The organism is Sphingobium sp., from assembly GCA_023266575.1.
Taxonomy (GTDB): domain Bacteria; phylum Pseudomonadota; class Alphaproteobacteria; order Sphingomonadales; family Sphingomonadaceae; genus Sphingobium.
Map to the genome: position 1 here is coordinate 29,419 of JAHFPV010000004.1, position 21,443 is coordinate 50,861.

The window sequence follows — 21,443 nt, forward strand, 5'->3', positions numbered from 1 at the left end:
TTTAATAACGATCGTTATCATCTAATGGCGCAGCGGCGTTGTCAAGCGAGCGGTGCAGGTGCCGTTTGACGCTGTCACAAAATTCGCTTGCCAATTCCGCTTCCTATATTGTATCCCTAGCATACATATTCGGTGAGGCCGCCCCCGGCCCGCCTTTCACAGGACCAGCCAGGGAGCAGGATGATGGAAAACGAAAAAGACGTCGTGTCGGTGCATGTCGAGGACCGGATCGCCTGGGTGAATTTCGCCCGCCCCGCCAAGCGCAACGCGATGAGCCCGACGCTCAACCGGCGCATGATGGAAGTGCTGGACGAGCTGGAATTTCGCGACGATGTCGGCGTGCTGGTGCTGAGCGGCGAAGGCACGGCCTGGTCGGCGGGCATGGACCTGAAGGAATATTTCCGCGAAACAGAGGCCGCCGGCCTAGGTGGCGTGCGCAAGTCGCAGCGCGAAAGCTATGGCTGGTTCCGCCGCCTGCGCTGGTTCCAGAAGCCGACCATCGCGATGGTCAATGGCTGGTGCTTTGGCGGCGGCTTTGGCCCGCTCTTCGCCTGCGATCTCGCCATCTGTGCCGATGAAGCGCAGTTCGGCCTGTCCGAAATCAACTGGGGTATCTTGCCCGGCGGCGGCGTGACCAAGGTGGTGGTCGATCTGTTGCCGATGCGCGACGCGATGTGGCTGACGCTGACCGGCGACCTGATCGACGGCAAGCAGGCGTCGGCCATGCGGCTGGTCAATGAAAGCGTGCCGCTCGACCAGCTCAAGGACCGCACCCGCGCGGTAGCCGACAAGCTGCTGTCGAAGAATCCGGTCGCGCTCAAATTCGCCAAGGATGCCGTGCGTCGCGTCAGCACCATGACCTATGACGAGGCCGAGGATTATCTGGTGAGGATGCAGGAGGCGGCCAATTTCCACGACAAGACCGAAGGTCGCAAGGAAGGCATTCGCCAGTTCATCGACGAGAAGAGCTACAAGCCGGGTCTGGGCAGCTATGACCTGTCCAAGGCGAAGGCTGACAGCGAAGCCTGATTCCGCTATCCCTCCTGACAGGCGCCGGACGGGGTTCGGCGCCTGTTTTTTCATATCCGCGATATATCCATATCCGCGAAACTGTGGCAGGATACTCCAAACAGGAGGAGGATCTTCATGCCTATTGCCACCACCCATGTCGGCAGCCTGCCGCGCGGCGACGCGCTGACGCCGCTGTTGCTGGCCCGCGACAAGGGCGAGCCTTATGACGCGGCGGCGTTCGATACATTGGTGCAGGCCGCCGTGTCGGAGGCTGTGACCGCGCAGATCGAGGCGGGCGTATCGATCGTCAGCGATGGCGAATTGGGGAAGGTCGGCTATTCGACCTATATGATCGAGCGACTGTCGGGCTTTGGCGGGCATACCGACCGCAGACCCGCCGCCGATCTCGCCCCTTTGCCGGAGCTGCGGCAGAAGCTGGCGGCAATCATGGGCAGTCAGGATTTCACGCGGGCGTCCTGCATCGGCCCGGTGCGCAAGGTGACGCTAGAACCGTTGCATGACGATATTCGCCGGTTCAAGGCGGCACTGGCCCCGCATGGCGAGGGCGCGCGGGCGTTCATGAACGCAGCATCGCCGGGGCTGATCACGGCATTCCAGGTCAATCGCCATTATCCCAGCCATGAAGCCTATCTCGCCGATCTGGTCGATGCGATGCGGGAGGAATATGAGACGATCGTGGCGGCGGGGTTCGACCTGCAACTCGATTGCCCCGATTTGGCGATGTCGCGGCACACCGGCTATCAGGATGCGAGCGAGGAAGAGTTCCTCAAGATCGCCGCGGCCAATGTCGACGCTTTGAACGCCGCGACCGCCAATATTCCGCCCGAACGGATGCGGATGCATATTTGCTGGGGCAATTATGAAGGGCCGCATGATCATGACATTCCGCTGGAAAAGGTGATCGACATCATCCTGCCCGCACGGCCCGCGACGGTCCTGTTCGAGGGGGCCAATCCCTGCCACGAGCATGAGTGGACGGTGTGGCGCGACGCGGCCATTCCCGATCATAAAATCCTTGCCCCCGGCCTGATCGATACCTGTTCCAACTATGTCGAGCATCCCGAACTGATCGCCCAGCGGATCGAGCGTTTCGCCCGGATCGTTGGCAAGGAGCGGGTGATCGGCAGCACCGATTGCGGGTTCGGCACCTTTGCGGGTTATGGCAAGATCGACCCGGCGGTGACCTGGAAGAAGCTGCGGTCGCTGCGCGCGGGGGCTGATCTGGCGGACGCGCGGCTGTGACGGCGGAGGAGCGACGCGCCATCGAGGCGGATTGCACCCGGCTGGTGGCGCTCTATGCCAATCTGAACGATGCGGGCGACTGGCAGGGCGTGGCGGACCTTTATGTACCCGAGGGGCGGATGGCGCGGCCGACGGCACCTGACGATTGGGTCCAGGGGCGTGAGGCGATACTGGCGGCGTTCCTCGCCCGCCCGGCGCGGGTGACGCGGCATATCTGTTCCAATATCGTGATCGATGTGGTGAGCGCTAGCGAAGCCGTGGGGGAAAGCGCGATGCTGTTGTTCACCGGCGATGGCGCGCCTAAGGTCGGGTCGTTCCACGACCGCTTCGTCCTGAGCGCGGCGGGATGGCGCTTTGCCGAACGGCGGGGCAGTCTGATTTTCTAGGGGAGTTCGCAGCCCATGAATGGCACCACGCCGTCCACCGTCAAATCGGCGATGCGGACCATCGACATCATCGAATATGTCGTAGCGCGGCCAGCGGGCGTGGTGGCGCAGGAAATTGCCGCGGGCCTGACCATTCCGGTCAGCAGCCTGTCCTATCTGCTCGCAACGCTGGTGGAGCGGCACTATCTGGCGCGGGAGGGGCGGCGTTACCTGCCCGGCCCGGCGCTGGCGCGGCTGGCGTCGCCACGCATGGCGCTGTCGCTGGCGGACAAGGTGCGGCCATTGGTCAAATCGCTGCGGACCCAGACCAACGAGACGGCGTCCTTCTTCGTGCGCGATGGATGGCAGTTGGAGGCGATCGTCACCGAGACGGCGGAACAGTCGCTGCGCTATTCGATCAGCGTCGGGACGCGGATTCCGATGCACAGCCTGGCGGCGGGCAAGGCGTTGCTGGCGAGCCTGGCGGATAGCGAGATCGACGCCTATTTTGCGCAGGTGCCGCTGGAGCCGTTCACGCCGCACAGCCTGACCGACGAGGCGGCGTTGCGGGCCGAACTCGCCGCGATCCGCGCGTCGGGCGTAGGGCGCACAAGGGAGGAATATACGCCGGGCATCTGTGGCCTGGGCATAGCGGCGATGGTCGACGGCGTCGCGGTGGGAGCCTTTTCGGTCGCCATCCCCCTGCCCCGCTTCACGCCGGAACTGGAAGCGCGCGCGGTGGCGCGGCTGGAGCAGGCGGTCGAGTTGTTTGCGGCGGCTGAGCTGGGGGCAGCGTAGCTAAGGTCAGGATCCGTTGGCGCTACTTTGACGCACAACCGCAAGCCTTGCGTGAATGGATCCCGGATCAGGTCCGGGATGACGGAAGGGAGAGACGGCATTTTAGGATGATGATGGCGCACCTCAACCCAACGAAAACGGGGGACGCCTTTCGGCATCCCCCGTTCCTCCCGCTCAGGGATCGTGATCAGGCCTTTTTGGTGCGCCAACCGTCGGCATAATTGTCGCGGGCGGCTTCCGAGTAAGGGACCGAGGAGACGATCGCCTTGATTTCGGTCTGGACGTGACGTTCGACGGTCGGCTTGGACGTGCCGCCATTGGGTTCGCCCCACAGCAGGGTCACTTCGGTGCCGGGTTCGGCATATTCAGCGTCGACCATCGCCAGCGCCAGGAAGCGGCCGGCGTTGATGGTGTAGCCGATCCAGGTGGACAGGCCGATGGTCTTGCCGTCCTTCAGCACTGCGTCATAGGGGTGCATACAATAGACCGCGCTGGGGAATTCCAGGAACTTGGCCTTGTCGCCGGTCTGGAGCATCGAGCTCATGACGCGAACGATATCTTCATTGTCGAGGGCCAGCGTCACCTTCTGGCGGTGGGGCTGATCCTTGACCTTTTCCAGCGCTTCGCGGCCGATGAAATCATGGTCGAACTTGACCATGATGCCGTAGCCCAACTCCCACGGGTTGAGATAATAATCCTCGATATTGTCGGAGACGAAGCTGCCGCCGAGCGAGCACATGCCTTCATAGGATTTGGCAGGCAGCCATTCGCGGAACGCCTTGGAACCTTCACCGGTATAGGTGGCGGGCAGCGGCGACGGGATCCAGCCGGATTCCAGCGTGTTGGACGAATAGGTACGGCCACCGCACAGGGTGAGGCCATAATCCTTGCCCGCTTCAATGAGCGCGTTGCGGACGGTGTCATAATCCTTCCAGGGACCAAACAGCTCGTAGCCCGGCTGACCGGCCATGCCGTGGCGCAGCGCGCGCACTTCGACGCCCGCGATCATGATCGGCGCCATGTGGAAGAATTTAAGGTCCGGCGGGGTCTGGCCCATCGCCTTTTCCAGCACGGGCATGGCGTTTGGCCCCTGCAGCTGGAAGCGATAGTTGCGGCGATAGCCCTGCTGGTCAAGCGGACGGGCGGCGGTGCGTTCGTCGCGTTCGACCTTCACATCCCACTTGCCGGTCGAGGCCCAATATTCGACCCATTCGATCGAGGGGGCGCGGCCGACCAGCTCGAACTTTTCTTCTTCCAGATAGAAGAGGATGACGTCGCCGATGACATAGCCTTCGGGCGTGACGGGGGCAAACTGCTTGGCGCGGTTCGGCACGAAGCCCTTGAAGCTGTTGGGGGCGAGATAGGCGAGCATGTCGAACGCGCCGGGGCCGGTGACGAGCAGGTCGACCATGTGGAAGCTCTGGTTGAACAGGACCGAGCTTTCCGCCCAGCTGCGCTGTTCGTCGCGCCAGTTGCTATATTCGCCCGGAACGCCCGGATAGGCGTTGGGGCCGACCTGCTGGTTGCGCAGGAATTCGACGATGTCGCCCTTTTCATCGAGCAGTTGTTGCAGGGACTTGTCGGTCATTCAAACCTCTCCTTTGGCATGATTGGAAATGTTAGTAAAATCGGGTGCAGCGGGGATGGCGAGCCATTCCCCGACCAACTTGTTGAAAGCCTGTGGCGCTTCGGCGGGCATCATATGGCCCGCGCCTTCGACAATGCGCAGCTGCGCGCCGGGAATGGCAGCGACGATCGCTTCATGCTGGGCGACAGGGGACCATTGGTCCTGGCGTCCGACCATCGCGACCGTCGGGCAGGCGATGGTCGGTAGCAGCGCATCGACCGAAGGACGGCCCAGCAGCGCCTCTATCTGCGCCTCAAACACGGGCAGACCCGCCGAGACGGCCATAGCGTAGAGGCTGTCCATCAGGGGTTCGTTGCGCAAGCCCGCAAAGCCGACCATCGGCGGCAGCCAGCGTGCGACCAGCGCGGCCATGCCCTGTTCGCGACCAATGTCGCGCAGCGCATAGCGCGCTTCGCGTTCGCCGGGTTTCGGGCTGTGGACGCCGGTGTCGACCAGCGCGAGTCGCTCGACCCGTTCGGGTGCCTTGCGCACAAGCTCCAGCGCTATGCGCGCGCCCATGGAATGACCGAGTAGCGAGACGCGCGCGGGCATCCGCGCCAGCGCATAGTCGGCCATCGCCTCCATCCGGTCGCACCCGGCGTAAAAGCCGTCAATCACCTGAGCTGCGGGGAAAGCAGCGACCAGTTCAGCGAACATGCGCGAATCGCACATCAACCCCGGAAGGATGATGAGCGGCGCGGCTTGGCTGCCCTGATCGGATGTTTTCGTATCCATGAAGTTTTCATCTATACGAATGTTTACGGATAGGCTAGGGGAAAAATGCGCCGGGGAGAGGCACGCCGCATTCGTCATGCGGGCCACCCCTGATCGAATGCTACCGGGAGAGAGACATGAGCCTGCCGTCGATCCATCCGAACTGGGATTTGCCGCCAAAGGGCATGACCGATGGCTATTCGCTGGAAATCACGGCGAAAGACATTGACGCACTGCGCGAGGCCGCGCCCGCCATGGCCCCTGAAACCCCGGTCGCCGTCACCTTCCTGCCCGGCGAATCGCTGGAGGCGCGGATCGAGGCGGCGCGGACGGTGCGGGCGCTGGGTTTTGAACCGATGCCACATTTTTCCGCCCGCCGCCTGGAGTCGGGCGATGATTTCGAGGCCTATCTGGCCGCCGTGGTGCGGGAGGCGGGCGTCACCCGCTGCTTCATCATTGCGGGCGATCCGCCCGAAGCCGCCGGTCCCTATACAGACAGCATGTCGCTGATCCGCACCGGGGCATTCGAGCGGGCGGGGATCAAGGCGATCGGCATTGGGGGGCATCCCGAAGGCCATCCCAATATGACGCCTGACCAATGTTTCGACATATTGATCGCCAAATGCGCGGAGATTGAAGCGCGCGGCATGGCCCCGCTGATCGTCACCCAATTCAGTTTCGACGCGGCGCCGGTGCTGTCCTGGCTGGCAGAGTTGCGCACACGCGGCATAAATGCGCCGGTGCGGATCGGCATTCCCGGCCCTGCGGGGATCAAGACGCTGATGCGCTTTGCCGCGCGCTGTGGCGTGGGGGCGTCCGCGTCGGTGCTGACCAAATATGGCATTTCGATCACCAAGCTGATCGGCACCGCTGGTCCCGACAAGCTGATCGACGCCCTTGGCAAAGGGCTGGGAAGCCAGCATGGCAAGGTGCGACTGCATTTCTATCCATTTGGCGGCCTCGCCCGCACGGTCGAATGGATCAACGATTATACAACAAGCCGCTAAAGGCGGCGCGACTTGAGCGGAGAAGCGATGTGACCGAGATTTGCACCCTGACCCTGCAATGCGACGACCGGCCCGGCCTGGTGGCCGATGTTGCCGGCTTTCTGGCGCAGCAGGGCGGCAATATTACCGACGCCCAGCAGTTTAACGACAAGCTGACCGACCGTTTCTTCATGCGGGTGGAGTTTGAGGCGGCGGACGACAGCGTCGACGGGCTGCGCGCGGCCTTTACCAATGTGGCGCAGAAGCGCGGTATGGAATGGAGCCTGCGTCGCCGCAGCGAGCGGCAGAAGGTGCTGCTGCTGGTCAGCAAATTCGACCATTGCCTGGGCGACCTGCTCTATCGCTGGCGGATCGGCGAGCTGGACATGGATGTGGTGGGCATCATCTGCAACCATCCGCGCGAGGCGCTGACCATATCGCTGATCGGCAATGTCCCCTTCCACCATCTGCCGGTGACGAAGGACACGAAGGCCGAGCAGGAAGCACGGATCAAGGCGATCGTTGACGAGACCGGCGCGGACCTGATCGTGCTGGCGCGCTACATGCAGATTTTGAGCGACGATCTGGCCGGGTTCGTGTCCGGCCGCTGCATCAATATCCATCACAGCTTCCTGCCCGGCTTCAAGGGCGCCAAGCCCTATCATCAGGCGCATGAGCGGGGGGTCAAGATGATCGGCGCGACGGCGCATTATGTAACCGCGGACCTGGATGAAGGGCCGATCATCCATCAGGATGTCGAGGCGATCGGCCATGCCGACACGCCTGACGATCTGGTGCGCAAGGGTCGCGACATTGAACGACGGGTGCTGGCGACAGCCGTGCAGCATCATTTGCAGGGCCGGGTGTTCCTGAACGGCGCGCGCACCGTCGTCTTCAAGGCCTGACCATGGCGCAGGTCATTGACGGGCGCGCGATGGCGCGCGCCCTGTCGGACGAGACCGCCGCGCGGGTGGCGGCGCTGGTCGAACGAACCGGCCAGCCCCCCGCGCTGGCGGTGGTGCTGGTCGGCGACGATCCGGCGAGTCATGTCTATGTGCGCCGCAAGATCAGCGAATGTCGGCGCGTGGGAATCACGTCCATCGAGCATCGGTTGCCGGTCGATTGCCCGCAGGCCGAGTTGCTGGCGCTGATCGACACGCTGAACGCGGATACCGCGGTGCATGGCATATTGATCCAGCTGCCGCTGCCCGCCGGGATCGATGCGGCGCTGGTGCTGGACCGGATCGACCCGGCCAAGGATGTGGACGGATTTCACCCGGTCAATGTTGGGCGATTGTCCACGGGGACCGGCGGGCTGGTGCCCTGCACGCCATTGGGGATCATGAAGCTGCTCGATAGCGTGATCGACGATTATCGCGGATTGAACGCGGTAGTGATCGGCAAGTCGAATATCGTGGGCAAGCCGGTCGCCATGCTGTTGCTGGAGCGGGAGGCGACCGTGACTGTCACCCATATCGAAACGCTGGACCTGCCCGATATTGCGCGTAAGGCCGACATCATCGTCGCGGCCGCAGGGGCGCCGCATCTGGTGCGGGGCTATTGGGTCCGGCCCGGCGCGATCGTGATCGACGTCGGCATCAATCGCGTCACCCAGGGTGACAATAGCACGCATATCATCGGCGATTGCGCTACCCATGAACTCGACCATGCCAAGGCGGTGACGCCGGTGCCGGGCGGGGTCGGCCCCATGACCATCGCCTGCCTGCTCAGCAACACCGTGCTGGCAGCCGAAAGGAGCCAAGATGCCTGAGACGATCTGCACCACCCGCGTGAAGGTGCGCGACCTGCCCCTGCTGGCTGACATCGGCATCAATCCCGACGAGATTGGCCGTCGCCAGCCGCTGGTGATCTCGGTCGATCTGCTGCTGTCCGCCGACCGGGTGGACGGGATTGGCGACACGGTCGATTATCGCAAGGTCGCGCAGGCGGCCGAGGATCTGGCTTTGGTCCATATCCCGCTGATCGAGACATTCGCGCAGAAACTGGGCGAGCGCTGCCTGGACTTTGCCTGCGTGGTCGAGGCGCGGATCAGCGTGGACAAGCCGTTCGCGCTGACCCGCGGGCTGGCGGGGGTCGAGGTGACGGTGCGGCGGGACTAATTTTCGTCCGAGGGGCGGATGCGCGAGGCCAGCAGGACCAGCGCCGCGATGGCTGAGCCCAGCGCCAGCAACAGAGATGTGGTCCCCCGCCCTGCCCCGGCGGCCAGCAACTGCCCCGCCGCGAAGGGACCAAAGGCCGCGCCGAAGCGGCCGAAGCCGATCACAGCGCCAGTGCCGGTCGCGCGCAGGGTGGTGGGATAAACATTGGCGATCAGCGCGTAGAGGCCGACCACCGAGCCGTTGGACAGGAAACCCAGGATGAACGCCGCGCCCTGAAGCACGACCAGTTCCGGCGGCACGGCACCGAAGGCGGCGACCGCCACTGCGGCACCCGCGAGGCCGAAGATGACGAGCGGGCGCAGGCCGAGGCGGGGCGACAGCAGGCCGAGCATCAGCCCGCCGATCGCGCCGCCCGAATTCATGAACACCGACACGATCGTAGCCCGCGACGGATCGAACCCGAGTGCCACGACCAGCGATGGCGCCCAGCCAAGCGCATAATAGAAGGTCATCATGTGCAGGCCGTACATGACGATCAGCGCGATCGTGGTGACGCGGTAGCGGTCTGCGAACAGGGACCGCATTGATGCTTTGGGCTCGTTGAGCGCCACCAGTTGCGCCGCCTGCGGCTGGCCAAGCCGTCGCAATATCGCGTTGATCCGCGCGAGTGCGTCCGGGCCGCCACGCGTCGCCAGCCAGCCGATCGATTCGGGCAGGGAGGCCAGCACCAGCGGCACCATGATGAGCGTCGCCACGCCGCCGAACAGGAAGATCGCCTCCCACCCCTGCGTCCGCAGCAATTGCGCCGCGCCCCAGCCGCCAATGATGCCGCCGACCGGATAGCCCGCCGCCATGATGCTGACAGCCAGATCGCGGCGGCGACGATTGGCAAACTCCGCCGACATGGCGTTGATCGCCGCCAGCATCGCGCCCAGCCCCAACCCGGTGATCACGCGCAGCAGGCCGAGCGACACCACGCCGGTGGCAAAGGCGGATGCAAACATGCCGACCGTCATGATGGCAAGACAGAGCAATATCTGGCGGCGGCGGCCGATGCGGTCGGCCAGTTGGCCCAGCGTCAGCGACCCGACGACCATACCGACAAGGCCGGTCGAGACGATGATGCCGATCGCGCCCGGCCCGATCGCCCAGTCCTTCGCAATGCCGGGCGCGGCGAAGGTGACAGCCAGCACGTCGAAGCCATCGAGCGCGTTCAGGAGAAAGCAGACAGCGATCGCGACAATCTGCGGCAGGCGCATCGGACTGTTGGCCATGATGCTGCGCGGGTCGTCCGCTGGCAGGGTGGCAATGGCCATATTCATCCTCTTCTGTCGCACCGTGCGGTCGTTGTAGCGATATTGTATGCTGGCGACACAATTAGGCGATCCTGCCCGCTTGCGCCAGCCCAATGATAAATGTAACGATCGTTATTAAATGGGAAGAGGGTGGCGATATTTATGACCGATGCGAGCCGGATAACGGCCGGGGAATGCACGCAGCCCAGCCTGTTGCTGGGGATCGGCTTTGGCTTTCTGTCATCGCTTGGTCCCCTGGCGATCGACCTCTATCTGCCCGCCATGCCCGGCATGGCGCGCGAGCTGGCAGCCGATAGCGGCGCAGTGCAGCGGACCTTGTCGGCCTTTTTCCTGGGGCTGGCACTGGCGCAGATTCCGCTCGGCACGCTGGGCGACCGGTTTGGGCGGCGCTGGCCGCTGATCGGCGGGCTGACGCTGTTCATCGTCGCATCTACTGCCTGCGCGCTGGCGACCAGTCTGGAGCAGCTGATCGCGTTTCGCTTCCTCCAGGGAATGGGCGCGTGCGCGGGGACGTCGAGCGTGCGAGCGATGATCCGCGACCGGCATAGCGGGCATCGCGCAGCGCAGCTTATGGCGTTTACCTTTCTGGTGATCGGCATTTCGCCGGTGCTGGCCCCGCTGGCCGGGAGCTATTTATTGCAGCTGACAAGCTGGCGCGGGCTGTTCGGGTTGCTGGCAGGCGGCGGTTTGGTGGCGATCGTGGCGGTGCTGCTGTTCCTGCCCGAATCGCTCCCGCCAGAGCGGCGGCTGGTGCGCCAGTCGATGCTGATATCCTATGGCCAGCTGCTGGCGACCCCGGCCTTCGTCGGCTGGACACTGGTGGCGGGTTTGGCGACGACCATCCCCTTTGCCTTCGTGACCGCCGCCCCCTTTGTGTTCAGCATCGGCTTTGCCCTGAGCGCGCATGAATATAGCCTGTTGCTGGCGCTGAACGCCGTGACGTCGATCATCGCGACCCAGTTTGCGCCGGGCCTGATGCAACGGCTGGGCGCACGGCGGCTGGTACTGAGCGTCGCGAGCGTGGCGATTGCCGCCACGGCAGTGATTGCGCTGGTGGCGACGCGGCAGGCCATGCCGTTGCTGCTGTTCCAGCCCTATTCGATGCTGTTGTTCGCCATTGCAGGCCTGATCCTGACCCCGGCGGCAATTTCGGCGCTGGATGCGGCGGCGGGCGGGGCAGGCGCGGCGGCGGGATTGCTGGGTACGCTGCAACTGGCGATCACCGCGCTGGCGAGCGGTGTGGTGTCGCTGTTGCCCTCCTTCACGGTGCTGCCGCTGGTCGGGGTGCTGGGTGGGGCGTTCGTCATCATGTGGGTCACGGGGATGGCGATCGGCGCGCGAACTGGAATCTTCGTTCGCCCTGATTAGCCAATGATTAGGCGTCTGCGTCGTCGGGGCGGGTGGATTCGAGGAAGCGGCTATTGCCTGCCTCGTCCTTGGCTTCGAGCGTGTCGACCAACGTGTCGAGGAATTGGTTGAGCGTATCGACCTGCGCCGCTTCCAGTCCCGACACGAGATAGTCAGCGACCTTGTCGGTCTGGGGACGCATCAGCAGATAAAGGCGCTGGCCTTCGTCAGTCAGCACCAATGTTTTGCGCCGTTTGTTGCCGGTGTCGCGCTCCACAGTGATGCGGCCATGTTTTTGCAGGGCAGCAACGGCGCGCGAGACGCTCATCGGGTTCACCCCGGTTATTTCGGCCAGTTCGTGGCTGGCGGAATTGGGAAAGCGGCCGATCAGCATCAACAGGCGAAATTCATTGAGGCTGATCTTGTAGCGATGCTCCAGATAGGTGGAGAAGGGCGCCATCAATTTATTGGCCAGCCGCAATATGCGGTGCAGCGTATCGGACTGGCTGACTTCGTCAGCACGGGACCGGGGCGACTTGGGCGGTGCGGTCGGGCTTTTGGGCGCAGGACTGTTCGACATGGCTATCCGATAGGACATTTGCCGGGCCGCAAGTCAAGCCGGGCATGGGGAAAGACGCGATCAGAGTTTGTCTCGAAATGCGCTCTTTCGCGCATTTCGAGACAAACTCTCACGCAGGGACGATCGCGCAGCCGACGCTGGTGAAGCGGTCGTTGGCGACATGATAATGGATATATTGGCGCATCTCCTGCACTTCGCCTTTTTTGATCGGCACGAACTGATCCAGCCCCTGTTCGCGCAAAGCCTCCGCGGTCAGATCGCGGGTCGCCTCGACCCGGATGATGCCTTCGAGCGCGACCAGTTCTTCGCTGGCCGCGAAGCGCTCGATCGTCAGGGTTTCAATGACATGGGCGTGGAGAAAGCCGTAGAAGCGCTTGAAGGCCTCGCGCGTGCCAAGATCGACGCCAAAGAACTGGATCGTCGCGCCCGGCGTATAGAAATCGAACACCGTGTCATAATCGCGATTGTTGAAGGCGTGCGCGTAACGCTCATAATCGGCGCGGTTCATATTGGCCTCTCCTGCTTTCCGGGCGGCAATTTTCTCCCTGCCCGCTTGCCTTATTAATAACGATCGTTATCGTAAGGGCAAAGGGCGATCAAACGCCAGCGAAAAGATGGGAAGAGGATGATATGGCCCGCACCGAGCAGGAAGAGCGCAATCTCAAACTGGTCATGGCGATGTTCGACCATGTGCTGAAACCCATGGATGCCGATGCGGTGGACCGCTATCTGGCCCCCGATTATATCCAGCATAACCAGTGGATCGACACCGGGACGGAGCCGCTCAAGGCGTTCTTGCGGCAGGTGCGCGGAGAAAACCCGGACGCCGTGCATGACATCAAGCGCTGCTTTGTCGAGGATGACCATGTCATCGTCCATTATCATGTCCTGCGGCGGCCGGGCGATCCGGGCTTTGCCGTGATCGACATTTTCCGCGTGGAAAACGGCCTGATCGCCGAACATTGGGATGTGGTGCAGGATGTGCCGGCCGACAGTCCCAATCCCAACTCCCCCTTCTGACGGAGAGCGACATGCGGTTCAGCGACAAGATCGTCCTGGTCGTCGGTGGCAATAGCGGGATTGGCCTCGCCAGCGCGCAGGCCTTTGCAGCCGAGGGCGCGATCGTGCGGATCACCGGGCGGGATCAGGCGACGATCGACGCGGCGGTGGCGTCCATCCCCGGCGCGAAAGGCTATCGGGCGGACATTGCCGATCTGGATGCGATGGCCTCGGTCATGGCCGACATGGCGGCGCAGGACGGGCGAATCGACACTTTGTTCATCAACGCCGGCGTCGGCGGTTTCGCGACCTTTCGCGATCTGACACCGGAGGACTGGGACCATGTCCATGGCGTCAATCTGCGCGGCTGCGTATTTGCGATCCAGAAGGCGTTGAAGCTGATGCGCCGGGGCGGGTCGATCGTCGCGACCGGATCGATCGGCGGCCATGCCTTCGTGCCTGGGAACACGGCCTATGCCGCGGCCAAGGGCGGGCTATATGCGGCGATGAAGGTGATTGCGGGCGAATTGGTGGGCGAGGGTATCCGCGTCAATCTGGTCAGCCCCGGCCCGATCGAAACGCCGCTGCTGCATCGCAATCCGGGGATGAGCGAGGCCGATGTTGCGGCGATGCGCGAGATGATGATCGAGGCGGTGCCGATGAAGCGCATGGGACGGGCGGAGGAAGTGTCGCGCGCGGTGCTGTTCCTGGCATCGGACGAGGCGAGTTTTATTACCGCTGCCAATCTGTTTGTGGATGGCGGCACACTGGAATTGGGGTGATTGGGGAGTTAGGTTGATGGAAAATCTGTTTTCGACGCTGGATAATCCACGGCTGGAATTTGCGATGGAGGTGCGGCTGCAATTTCCGCGGGTGCAGACCATCGTGAATACGCCGATGGGGGGCAATCGTAGCGCCGTCTATGTCGATGGCGGGACGTTTGAGGGGCCACGGATCAAGGGCAAGGCGGTGCCGGGATCGGGCGGCGACTATGCCTATTTCCGACCCGACGATGTCGCGGTGTTCGACGCACGCTATATGCTGGAGGAGGAGGATGGCACGCTGATCCTGCTCAACAATCGCGGTTTCCTGTGGGGGCGCAAGCCCGACACGATGGCGAAATTGCGCGACTGGGCCTTTGGCGAGGGGCAGCCGGTGGAGCAGCAGGACTATTATCTGCGTGGCAATCCAACCTTTGAATGTCCGGTCGGCAAGCATGACTGGCTGACCAAACATGTGTTCGTTGGCGTCGGCGAACGGCGCGCGGATGGCAATGTGCTGCGCTATTATGCGCTGACGTAAATGGGCCATAAGCCGTTCGCTTCGAGCGAAGTCGAGAAGCGGTTAGCGCAGTGATTCGCGTTTCTCGACTTCGCTCGAAACGAACGGACGTGGTTACAGCGAAATCAACGCGTCGAGCGCCAGCGCGCCTTTCCCCTCTGGATAGACGATCACCGGGTTGAGATCGACCTCGCGGATGGCGGGGGTGGCGGCGACCATGCGGCCGAGGCGTTGGACAACGTCGGCGACCGCGCCAATGTCCATGACCGGCGCGCCACGGAAGCCGTCGAGCAAGGGGGCCATCCGCAGCGTGCGGATGCGGGCGATGATCGCGTCGCGCGGCAGATCGGCGGGGAGTAGGCAAACGTCGTGCAGCAATTCCGCCGCGACGCCGCCGAAACCGACCAGTATGGTCGCGCCCCAGTGCGGATCGTTGCGCGCGCCGACAATGAGTTCGACACCCTTGTCCGCCATCCCCTCCACCAGCACGCCGTCCAGCACCAGGCCGGGGCGGGACGCGGCGATATTGGCAGCGAGGCGGTGCCAGCCGTCGGCCAGTTCATCGCTATTTTTGAGGTTTATGATGACACCGCCGGCGTCGCTCTTGTGCGGCAGGTCGGGCGACTGGGCCTTGAGAACGACGGGGTAGCCCAGAGTATCGGCGGCGGCGATCGCCTCTTCCACGCTCTGCGCCATCGCGAAGCGCGGGAAGGCGATGCCGTGGGCGGCCATAATCGCCTTCGACCGATATTCGGGGATGGAGTGGCCGACCTGCGCCAGATCAGCGACCGGGGCGGCGTCGAGTGGGGCCGTCGCAAAGTCGCGCGCGGCGGCGGCGCTGATATGGGCGAGTGCGCGCACGGCCCGTTCGGCGGTAGGCAGATAGGTGACGCCTGCCTGACGCAGGGCGGCAAGGTCGTCGGCGAACACTGCGCCGCCTTCATCGACGCCGCCGACGATGATCGGCTTGGTCGGACGCAGGCTGGCGAGGGCATCCAGCACGGCGGCGAATTTGATGTGGGATGTGCCGGTGTCGGTCTGGATCAGGGTCAGCAGGATGGTGGCGATGCGCGGATCATCGACCAGAGCGGCGAGCGTGCGGCCATAAAGGCCGGGATCGACCAGCCCCTGCGCGGTGACGTCGAGCGGGTTGGTGACCGGCACGAAATCAGGGAGCGCCGCGCGCAGCGCCGGGCTGTCGGCATCGGACAGGGTCGGCAGGTCGAGCGCGACCGCTTCGGACAGGTCGAGCATCATCGCCTTGAACGCGCCGGATTCGGCGATGACGCCGGTGCCGCCCGTGCCGATCGACGCATTGCGGGTCAGCATTTCGGCGACGTCGCCCAACTCTTCGAGCGAGTCGACCAAGATGACGCCGGCCCGTTCGACATGGACGGCCATGACGGCATGATCGCCCGCCATCGCGCCGGTGTGGGTGGCGGCGCTGGCCGCACCCGCCGCACTGCGGCCGGGATGGAGCAGCACGACCTGCTTGCCTGCAGCCCGTGCCGCGCGGGCAGCGGCGAGGAAGCGGGCGGGGTCGCGGATATGTTCGGCGATCATGGCGATGACCATGGTTTCGGGTTCATCGACCAAATGGGTCAGATAATCCTCGATCCCGCTGGCCGCTTCATTGCCGGTCGAGATGTAGCAGCTCAACGGCACGTCGCGATGGATCATCGTCGTTGCCAGCACCGCGGCCATTGCGCCCGATTGCGAGACGATGCCGACGCGGCGGTCGCCCTGCGCCTTTGCTTCGGGCATTTCGATGAAGGTCAGCGAGACATTGTCGCGGAAGTTGACGAGGCCCAGACAGTTCGGCCCTTCGACCACCATCCCGGCATGGCGGGCGATGCGGGCGATTTCCTGCTGGTCGGCCAGACCCTGCGGCCCGTCCTCGGCAAAGCCTGCGGAAAAGATCACCGCCGCGCCGACGTTCCGCCGGGCGAGGCCGCGCATCGTGTCCAAGACCCCGGCGCGCGGGATGGCGAGGACAGCGACATCGACAGAGTCGGGCAGATCATCGACCGAGGCGACGCAGGGACGTCCGCCAATCTCGGCACGCTTGGGATTGACCAGATGGATGGCTCCGGCAAAGCCCTGCCGCACCAGATTGGCCAGTACTGATGCGCCCAGCGCGCCCGGCTTGTCGGACGCGCCGACGATGGCGACCGAGCGGGGCCGCAATAACCGGTCGAGCGACGGGGCCGCCATGGACGATGCGGGCCGGTCGAGGTCGATCATGTCGGTCAAGCGTATCTCTCCCCAGAAATCAGGTCATGGGAGCGGATCGAATCAGCCGCTCTTTCTCGCGCAGATTGTGCGCCTATGATACAATTTACGCAACCGATTTTGCGCCTGCCTGTCCGTTAGTCCGCGCTGGCGGCGCGCGTCGCCGGGCCGAGTTTACGCAGCAGAGCATTGAGCGTGCGGACTTCTTCCGCGCTCAGCCGTGCCGTCATACGAGCATCAGACTTGCGCAGTGCATCCACCATGACCGGCACCTGCGCCTCTCCACCGGGCGTCAGCCACAGCGCGTTGGTGCGCAAGTCGCGACCAGGCCGCCGCTCGACCAGGCCGCGCTCTGCCAATATATTGACCAGCTTCATCGCGCTGGACCGATTGATGCTGAGCGCCCGGCCCAGGGCGGTCTGGTCGCAGCCCGGATTGTCACGGATCAGGATGAGCGCGGTCAGCTTGGCGGGCGACAGATCATGGTCCGCCATTGCGGCGCGCGCGTCCGCATCTAACTCCAGATGCACGCGCTGGATCTGATAGCCCACCAGCCCGCGCAGATCCGCCCCCTTTTTCATCCCTGCCTTTATCCTCTTGCCAAAATTGTATCACAGGCGCACAAATACATGCTACAGGCTCGCGTCGCACAAAGCGATAGCCAAAGCCGTTCCGAATCAGGATTTGCAGTCAAGGAGAGCGATAATGGATCATGAATACCGCCTGTTGATCGACGGCGAACTGGTGCCGGGCGTCAGCATGTTCGATGTGGTGAACCCGGCGACGGGCGCTGCCTTTGCCTCCGCGCCCAAGGCCGACGAGGCGCTGCTGGAGCGCGCTGTTGCCGCCGCCAAGCGCGCGCTGCCCGCATGGTCCGCGCTGCCGGTCGATGAACGGGCCGCACTGGTCAACAAACTCGCCGACGCGCTGGAGGCGCGGATCGGGGAATTTGCCAGCCTGCTGACGGCGGAACAGGGAAAGCCGCTGGATCAGGCCGGATACGAGATTATGGGCAGCGTGTTCACGCTGCGCGGTTTTGCCGCGATGCGGGTCGAACCCAAGGTGCTGAAGGATGAAGGCGGCAACCGCGTTGTCGAACATCGCACCCCGCTGGGCGTCGTCGCGTCGATCACGCCTTGGAATTTCCCGATGATCCTGCTGATGAACAAGCTGGGTCCGGCACTGGTGACCGGCAATACGATGATTGCCAAGCCCGCGCCCACGACGCCGCTGACCACATTGTTGTTCGGCGAACTGGCACAGGCGATCCTGCCGCCGGGCGTGTTCAACATCGTGTGCGACCAGAATGAGCTGGGCGCGCTGATCACCGGCCATCCTGACATTGCCAAGGTCGCCTTCACCGGATCGACCGCAACCGGCAAGAAGGTGATGGCGTCGTCGGCGGGCACGGTGAAGCGGGTGACGCTGGAACTGGGCGGCAATGACGCGGCGATCGTGATGGACGATGTCGACGCCAAGCTGGCGGCGAAGAAAGTCTATCAGGGCGCGATGACCAATGCCGGGCAGATCTGCGTCGCGATCAAGCGCGCCTATGTCCCCACCCCCATGTATGACGAATTTTGCGATGAACTGGCCAAACTTGCCAATGAAGCGATCGTCGATGACGGGGCCAAGCAGGGGACGACGATCGGCCCGGTGCAGAACAAGATGCAGTTCGACAAGGTAAACGCCCTGATCGAGGACGCCCGCACCCGCGGCACGGTGATGACCGGCGGCGCGCCGCTCGACCGGGCGGGCTATTTCATTGCGCCCACTATCGTGCGCGATCTGGACGATGATGCGCCGCTGGTGCGTGAAGAGCAATTCGGCCCGGTGCTGCCGGTGCTGAAATATGACGACATCGACGATGTGATCGCCCGCGCCAATGACAGCGATTACGGGCTGGGCGGTACGGTGTGGGGCAAGGATCTGGCCCGCGCCACGGCGGTCGCGATGAAGATCGACAGCGGCACGGTGTGGGTCAACCAGCATCTGGCGATCGACGCCAACATCCCGTTCCGGGGCGTGAAACAGTCCGGCCTTGGCGCGGAACTGGGCGAAGCGGGGCTGCTGGAATATACCCAGGCGCATATCGTCAATTCGGTGGAATTTGCCGACGCCTGATTTCTTATCCTGATGGGGCGCAAAAAGGGCCGGAGAAGCAGATCGCTCCTCCGGCCCTTTCTTTTTGACATTTTCGCGTCGCCCATATGACGTATTCAGAATTTTCGTTCGCGCGGTCATCATAGCCTCGACCCAGGAATTGGCCCCCTTTGTCGAGGAACTTCCCTATGCGTTTCGTCCCTATGGTGACTGCCGCCGTTACCGCTGCCACCCTGATCGCCGCCACCGTCCCTGCCAGTGCGCACGGCATCTGGTTCGCCCAGCGCGCGCGTCAGATTGCCCTGGTCTATGGCGTTGGCGCGGATGATCTGGATGCGGTCAAGCGGCTGCCGATGATCAAGTCTGTCGCTGGCTATGACGCCGATGGCGCGCCGGTGACGACGTCACTGCGCGCGGCTGGCGTTGTGCCGGTGGTCGATAGCGACGAGCCGGTTGCGATCGTCGCGGCGGTTATGGATTATGGTCTGTGGAGCCGGACGCCCGATGGCGAGTGGCATAATAAGGGCCGCGACGAAGTGCCGACCGCCGCGCTGGCCGAGCATAATTGGAAATATGCCGTCCATCTGACGCAGGTGCCGACCAAGCCGCTGCCGATCATTCCGGGTCATATGCTCCAGATCGTTCCTGTAGACCCTGCCATCCCGCAGAAGATGGGACAACCGATGAAGGTGCGCGCCCTCTATCAGGGCAAGCCGATGGCGGGCGTCACGGTCATGACCGATTATGTCAATGATCCCGACGAAGCCGCCGTCAAGACGGGTGCTGACGGCACGGCGACCATCACGCTGCGCAATCAGGGTCTGAACGTGCTGATGGGCATCTATGTCGGCCCTGCGGACGACAAGACAAAGGTCGACCATGTCGAATATCGCGCGTCACTGTCCTTCGTCCTGCCGCATCTGCCCGAATAATCCAGTTTGCCAAGGAGTTTGATCCCATGAACAGCGCATTTTTCCGCACCGGCATCGCCGCGATCGCCCTCATCGCCGCGCCTGTAATGCTGCACGCTCATGGCAGCATGAAGCCGCAGCATGGCGGCCTCGTCCAGATGTCGGGTGAGACGATGATGGAACTGGTCGCTGGGCCAAAGGGCGTCGACGTCTATCTGAGCGAGGAGGATGAACCACTGGCAGCGGCAGGCTATACCGCCAAGCTGACCCAGAGCGTCGCCGGTGCCAAGACCGAGGCGGCGCTGAAACCCGCAGGCGGCAACAGGCTGACCGCGCCGGGCTTCAAGACTGCCAAGGGGGCCAAGCTGGTCGTCGCGCTGGTCGACAAGAGCGGCGCCAAGATTTTCGCCACCTTCCAGGCGAAATAAGGAGCCGGTCGATGCGCAGCGCGATCCTCCCCCCGTCTTTCTCTCCAGGCGTGCGGCGGGTCGCGTTGCTGCTGATCGCCCTGTTGCTTGCGCTGCTCAGCCAGGCGGCGCTGGCGCATGGCGTCGATGAGAATGACAAGGCCTTCATCGAGGGCGCGTCGGGCGTCAATATCATCCCCTACATGTATCTGGGGGCCAAACATATGGTCACCGGTTATGACCATTTGCTGTTCTTGGCGGGGGTCATTTTCTTCCTCTACCGGATGAAGGATGTCGGCGCTTACGTAACCTTGTTCGCGATCGGCCACAGCACGACTTTGCTGCTGGGCGTATTGTTCGACATTCGCGCCAACCCCTTTCTGATCGACGCGATCATCGGCCTGTCGGTGGTCTATAAGGCGATCGACAATCTGGACGGGTTCCGCACCTGGTTTGGCCTGTCGCCCAATCCCAAGGCGGCGGTGCTGATCTTCGGTTTCTTCCACGGCTTTGGTCTGGCGACCAAATTGCAGGAGTTGACACTCGCGAAGGAAGGAATGATATATAATCTCATTAGCTTCAACGTCGGGGTCGAGCTGGGCCAGTTCATGGCGCTGGCGATCATCCTGCTGCTGATGAATCTGTGGCGCATGAGCGGGAGTTTCCAGCGCTCCGCCATTTTCGCCAATGCTGCGCTGATGACGGCAGGCTTCGTTCTGGTCGGCTTTCAGCTGGCCGGTTATTTCACGCAAGGGGCATGACATGACAGCATCCGCGCTTCCCACCCGCATCACCCCGTCGCCTGCCACGCTGGCCAAGGCGACCGCCGGCGCGGCGATCGCCGCCGCGGCGATCCTGACCCTGTTCGTGCTGCCTGCCGAATATGGGATCGACCCTACGGGAGTCGGCGGCGCTCTGGGGCTGACGGGCATGGTCGCGGTCAAGACGGATGCACCCGAAGCTACCGCCGCGCCCGTTGCGACTGCATCGGCGCTGCCGACCGGGGCCAGCATCGCGCGCACCGGCACGCTGCGACAGGACGCAATGACTATCACCCTGGCGCCGCATAGCGGGCAGGAGGTGAAAGCGCATATGCAGGCGGGCGACAGTTTCGTGTTTAGCTGGACCACCACCGGCGGGCCGGTGAAGGTCGATATGCATGGCGAGAAGCCCGATGCTGCCGAGGGTGAATTCACCAGCTATTGGGAAGAGCGCGCACAGACCAGTGCGCAGGGCAGTTTCACCGCGCCCTTTGCCGGCACCCATGGCTGGTACTGGCGCAACAAGGGCGACACACCCGTGACCGTGACGGTAAAAACCGCCGGTTTCTACAAGGATCTCTTCCAGCCCAAGGGCGCGTGAAGCAGAGGATAGAGGGACAGA

At 63.5% G+C, this 21,443-nt stretch carries 24 protein-coding genes; 17 read left to right on the plus strand and 7 right to left on the minus strand.

All coding sequences use genetic code 11. The annotated features are described in order from the left end of the window. The first annotated feature begins 180 nt into the window (after window positions 1–180). The 4 genes from Q0D44_RS06150 to Q0D44_RS06165 all read left to right on the plus strand — a co-directional run bounded on the left by Q0D44_RS06150 (window position 181) and on the right by Q0D44_RS06165 (window position 3,437). Window positions 181–1,029 (plus strand): p-hydroxycinnamoyl CoA hydratase/lyase, encoded by an 849-nt coding sequence (locus Q0D44_RS06150; protein WP_294134051.1) that lies wholly within the window; start codon window positions 181–183, stop codon window positions 1,027–1,029. Window positions 1,030–1,146: 117 nt separating this feature from the next. Then, window positions 1,147–2,274: a cobalamin-independent methionine synthase II family protein gene (locus tag Q0D44_RS06155; RefSeq protein WP_294134053.1), complete on the plus strand. Its 1,128-nt coding sequence runs from the start codon at window positions 1,147–1,149 to the stop codon at window positions 2,272–2,274. Beyond that, a complete protein-coding gene (locus Q0D44_RS06160) occupies window positions 2,271–2,660 on the plus strand; it encodes a nuclear transport factor 2 family protein (protein ID WP_294134055.1) in 390 nt (129 codons plus the stop codon). The genes Q0D44_RS06155 and Q0D44_RS06160 overlap by 4 nt, the downstream gene beginning before the upstream one ends. Before the next feature lie 15 nt (window positions 2,661–2,675). Next, window positions 2,676–3,437 (plus strand): IclR family transcriptional regulator, encoded by a 762-nt coding sequence (locus Q0D44_RS06165; RefSeq protein WP_294134058.1) that lies wholly within the window; start codon window positions 2,676–2,678, stop codon window positions 3,435–3,437. A gap of 187 nt (window positions 3,438–3,624) precedes the next feature. Here the strand turns inward: Q0D44_RS06165 and Q0D44_RS06170 are convergent, their stop codons facing one another. Both Q0D44_RS06170 and Q0D44_RS06175 read right to left on the minus strand, forming a co-directional pair. Then, entirely contained in the window at window positions 3,625–5,025 is a 1,401-nt protein-coding gene (locus Q0D44_RS06170; RefSeq protein ID WP_294134062.1) for a glycine cleavage T C-terminal barrel domain-containing protein, read from the minus strand. Beyond that, window positions 5,026–5,799, minus strand: coding sequence for an alpha/beta hydrolase (locus Q0D44_RS06175; protein WP_294134067.1), 774 nt, complete (start codon window positions 5,797–5,799; stop codon window positions 5,026–5,028). It lies immediately after the preceding gene. Window positions 5,800–5,915: 116 nt separating this feature from the next. On the opposite strand from Q0D44_RS06175, the gene Q0D44_RS06180 reads away from it, so the two are divergent. The 4 genes from Q0D44_RS06180 to Q0D44_RS06195 are packed head-to-tail and all read left to right on the plus strand — an operon-like array spanning window position 5,916 to window position 8,884. Then, window positions 5,916–6,785 (plus strand): methylenetetrahydrofolate reductase, encoded by an 870-nt coding sequence (locus Q0D44_RS06180; RefSeq protein ID WP_294134070.1) that lies wholly within the window; start codon window positions 5,916–5,918, stop codon window positions 6,783–6,785. A gap of 29 nt (window positions 6,786–6,814) precedes the next feature. Then, window positions 6,815–7,669, plus strand: coding sequence for a formyltetrahydrofolate deformylase (gene purU, locus Q0D44_RS06185; RefSeq protein ID WP_294134071.1), 855 nt, complete (start codon window positions 6,815–6,817; stop codon window positions 7,667–7,669). Between the two features lie 2 nt (window positions 7,670–7,671). Next, on the plus strand, window positions 7,672–8,535 hold the full coding sequence (locus Q0D44_RS06190) for a tetrahydrofolate dehydrogenase/cyclohydrolase catalytic domain-containing protein (protein WP_294134073.1): 864 nt from the start codon (window positions 7,672–7,674) through the stop codon (window positions 8,533–8,535). After that, on the plus strand, window positions 8,528–8,884 hold the full coding sequence (locus Q0D44_RS06195) for a dihydroneopterin aldolase (protein WP_294134076.1): 357 nt from the start codon (window positions 8,528–8,530) through the stop codon (window positions 8,882–8,884). The genes Q0D44_RS06190 and Q0D44_RS06195 overlap by 8 nt, the downstream gene beginning before the upstream one ends. Here the strand turns inward: Q0D44_RS06195 and Q0D44_RS06200 are convergent. Beyond that, the gene (locus Q0D44_RS06200; RefSeq protein ID WP_294134078.1) at window positions 8,881–10,200 is read right to left on the minus strand and encodes an MFS transporter; all 1,320 of its coding nucleotides are present in this window, start codon (window positions 10,198–10,200) and stop codon (window positions 8,881–8,883) included. The two genes, Q0D44_RS06195 and Q0D44_RS06200, sit on opposite strands and share 4 nt — an antisense overlap. Before the next feature lie 141 nt (window positions 10,201–10,341). Between Q0D44_RS06200 and Q0D44_RS06205 the strand changes: the two genes are divergently transcribed. Further along, window positions 10,342–11,568, plus strand: coding sequence for a multidrug effflux MFS transporter (locus tag Q0D44_RS06205; protein WP_294134081.1), 1,227 nt, complete (start codon window positions 10,342–10,344; stop codon window positions 11,566–11,568). A gap of 7 nt (window positions 11,569–11,575) precedes the next feature. On the opposite strand, the gene Q0D44_RS06210 is transcribed toward Q0D44_RS06205, so the two are convergent. Further along, on the minus strand, window positions 11,576–12,127 hold the full coding sequence (locus tag Q0D44_RS06210; RefSeq protein ID WP_294134084.1) for a MarR family winged helix-turn-helix transcriptional regulator: 552 nt from the start codon (window positions 12,125–12,127) through the stop codon (window positions 11,576–11,578). Between the two features lie 109 nt (window positions 12,128–12,236). Continuing rightward, the gene (locus Q0D44_RS06215; protein WP_294134088.1) at window positions 12,237–12,635 is read right to left on the minus strand and encodes a nuclear transport factor 2 family protein; all 399 of its coding nucleotides are present in this window, start codon (window positions 12,633–12,635) and stop codon (window positions 12,237–12,239) included. A gap of 122 nt (window positions 12,636–12,757) precedes the next feature. Between Q0D44_RS06215 and Q0D44_RS06220 the strand changes: the two genes are divergently transcribed. From Q0D44_RS06220 to Q0D44_RS06230, 3 genes are read left to right on the plus strand one after another with little or no spacing between them, the layout of a single operon-like run. Then, window positions 12,758–13,147: a nuclear transport factor 2 family protein gene (locus Q0D44_RS06220; RefSeq protein ID WP_294134090.1), complete on the plus strand. Its 390-nt coding sequence runs from the start codon at window positions 12,758–12,760 to the stop codon at window positions 13,145–13,147. Window positions 13,148–13,158: 11 nt separating this feature from the next. After that, the gene (locus Q0D44_RS06225) at window positions 13,159–13,908 is read left to right on the plus strand and encodes an SDR family oxidoreductase (protein WP_294134092.1); all 750 of its coding nucleotides are present in this window, start codon (window positions 13,159–13,161) and stop codon (window positions 13,906–13,908) included. 16 nt (window positions 13,909–13,924) lie between these two features. Then, window positions 13,925–14,428, plus strand: a complete 504-nt coding sequence (locus Q0D44_RS06230; RefSeq protein WP_294134095.1) for a DUF3237 domain-containing protein — start codon at window positions 13,925–13,927, stop codon at window positions 14,426–14,428. Window positions 14,429–14,521: 93 nt separating this feature from the next. Here the strand turns inward: Q0D44_RS06230 and Q0D44_RS06235 are convergent, their stop codons facing one another. Beyond that, window positions 14,522–16,651, minus strand: coding sequence for an acetate--CoA ligase family protein (locus Q0D44_RS06235; RefSeq protein ID WP_294134470.1), 2,130 nt, complete (start codon window positions 16,649–16,651; stop codon window positions 14,522–14,524). Between the two features lie 125 nt (window positions 16,652–16,776). Continuing rightward, the gene (locus Q0D44_RS06240; protein WP_294134098.1) at window positions 16,777–17,220 is read right to left on the minus strand and encodes a MarR family transcriptional regulator; all 444 of its coding nucleotides are present in this window, start codon (window positions 17,218–17,220) and stop codon (window positions 16,777–16,779) included. Window positions 17,221–17,344: 124 nt separating this feature from the next. Between Q0D44_RS06240 and Q0D44_RS06245 the strand changes: the two genes are divergently transcribed. The 5 genes from Q0D44_RS06245 (at window position 17,345) to Q0D44_RS06265 (ending at window position 21,422) form a co-directional block, all read left to right on the plus strand. Beyond that, window positions 17,345–18,763: an aldehyde dehydrogenase family protein gene (locus tag Q0D44_RS06245; RefSeq protein ID WP_294134102.1), complete on the plus strand. Its 1,419-nt coding sequence runs from the start codon at window positions 17,345–17,347 to the stop codon at window positions 18,761–18,763. Between the two features lie 167 nt (window positions 18,764–18,930). Next, entirely contained in the window at window positions 18,931–19,674 is a 744-nt protein-coding gene (locus Q0D44_RS06250) for a DUF4198 domain-containing protein (RefSeq protein ID WP_294134107.1), read from the plus strand. A 26-nt stretch (window positions 19,675–19,700) separates the two neighbouring features. Continuing rightward, on the plus strand, window positions 19,701–20,081 hold the full coding sequence (locus Q0D44_RS06255) for a hypothetical protein (protein WP_294134109.1): 381 nt from the start codon (window positions 19,701–19,703) through the stop codon (window positions 20,079–20,081). Window positions 20,082–20,092: 11 nt separating this feature from the next. Further along, entirely contained in the window at window positions 20,093–20,821 is a 729-nt protein-coding gene (locus Q0D44_RS06260) for a HupE/UreJ family protein (RefSeq protein ID WP_294134112.1), read from the plus strand. A gap of 1 nt (window position 20,822) precedes the next feature. After that, window positions 20,823–21,422: a hypothetical protein gene (locus tag Q0D44_RS06265; RefSeq protein ID WP_294134115.1), complete on the plus strand. Its 600-nt coding sequence runs from the start codon at window positions 20,823–20,825 to the stop codon at window positions 21,420–21,422. Window positions 21,423–21,443: the final 21 nt, after the last annotated feature.

What these genes read in the sequence shown, in the direction of transcription:
- Q0D44_RS06150 (WP_294134051.1), top strand. Translation starts at nt 181, where the DNA reads ATGATGGAAAACGAAAAAGACGTCGTGTCGGTGCATGTCGAGGACCGG.
- Q0D44_RS06155 (WP_294134053.1), top strand. Translation starts at nt 1,147, where the DNA reads ATGCCTATTGCCACCACCCATGTCGGCAGCCTGCCGCGCGGCGACGCG.
- Q0D44_RS06165 (WP_294134058.1), top strand. Translation starts at nt 2,676, where the DNA reads ATGAATGGCACCACGCCGTCCACCGTCAAATCGGCGATGCGGACCATC.
- Q0D44_RS06170 (WP_294134062.1), bottom strand. Translation starts at nt 5,025, where the DNA reads ATGACCGACAAGTCCCTGCAACAACTGCTCGATGAAAAGGGCGACATC.
- Q0D44_RS06175 (WP_294134067.1), bottom strand. Translation starts at nt 5,799, where the DNA reads ATGGATACGAAAACATCCGATCAGGGCAGCCAAGCCGCGCCGCTCATC.
- Q0D44_RS06180 (WP_294134070.1), top strand. Translation starts at nt 5,916, where the DNA reads ATGAGCCTGCCGTCGATCCATCCGAACTGGGATTTGCCGCCAAAGGGC.
- Q0D44_RS06190 (WP_294134073.1), top strand. Translation starts at nt 7,672, where the DNA reads ATGGCGCAGGTCATTGACGGGCGCGCGATGGCGCGCGCCCTGTCGGAC.
- Q0D44_RS06195 (WP_294134076.1), top strand. Translation starts at nt 8,528, where the DNA reads ATGCCTGAGACGATCTGCACCACCCGCGTGAAGGTGCGCGACCTGCCC.
- Q0D44_RS06200 (WP_294134078.1), bottom strand. Translation starts at nt 10,200, where the DNA reads ATGGCCATTGCCACCCTGCCAGCGGACGACCCGCGCAGCATCATGGCC.
- Q0D44_RS06205 (WP_294134081.1), top strand. Translation starts at nt 10,342, where the DNA reads ATGACCGATGCGAGCCGGATAACGGCCGGGGAATGCACGCAGCCCAGC.
- Q0D44_RS06210 (WP_294134084.1), bottom strand. Translation starts at nt 12,127, where the DNA reads ATGTCGAACAGTCCTGCGCCCAAAAGCCCGACCGCACCGCCCAAGTCG.
- Q0D44_RS06215 (WP_294134088.1), bottom strand. Translation starts at nt 12,635, where the DNA reads ATGAACCGCGCCGATTATGAGCGTTACGCGCACGCCTTCAACAATCGC.
- Q0D44_RS06220 (WP_294134090.1), top strand. Translation starts at nt 12,758, where the DNA reads ATGGCCCGCACCGAGCAGGAAGAGCGCAATCTCAAACTGGTCATGGCG.
- Q0D44_RS06225 (WP_294134092.1), top strand. Translation starts at nt 13,159, where the DNA reads ATGCGGTTCAGCGACAAGATCGTCCTGGTCGTCGGTGGCAATAGCGGG.
- Q0D44_RS06230 (WP_294134095.1), top strand. Translation starts at nt 13,925, where the DNA reads ATGGAAAATCTGTTTTCGACGCTGGATAATCCACGGCTGGAATTTGCG.
- Q0D44_RS06235 (WP_294134470.1), bottom strand. Translation starts at nt 16,651, where the DNA reads ATGATCGACCTCGACCGGCCCGCATCGTCCATGGCGGCCCCGTCGCTC.
- Q0D44_RS06240 (WP_294134098.1), bottom strand. Translation starts at nt 17,220, where the DNA reads ATGAAAAAGGGGGCGGATCTGCGCGGGCTGGTGGGCTATCAGATCCAG.
- Q0D44_RS06245 (WP_294134102.1), top strand. Translation starts at nt 17,345, where the DNA reads ATGGATCATGAATACCGCCTGTTGATCGACGGCGAACTGGTGCCGGGC.
- Q0D44_RS06250 (WP_294134107.1), top strand. Translation starts at nt 18,931, where the DNA reads ATGCGTTTCGTCCCTATGGTGACTGCCGCCGTTACCGCTGCCACCCTG.
- Q0D44_RS06255 (WP_294134109.1), top strand. Translation starts at nt 19,701, where the DNA reads ATGAACAGCGCATTTTTCCGCACCGGCATCGCCGCGATCGCCCTCATC.
- Q0D44_RS06260 (WP_294134112.1), top strand. Translation starts at nt 20,093, where the DNA reads ATGCGCAGCGCGATCCTCCCCCCGTCTTTCTCTCCAGGCGTGCGGCGG.
- Q0D44_RS06265 (WP_294134115.1), top strand. Translation starts at nt 20,823, where the DNA reads ATGACAGCATCCGCGCTTCCCACCCGCATCACCCCGTCGCCTGCCACG.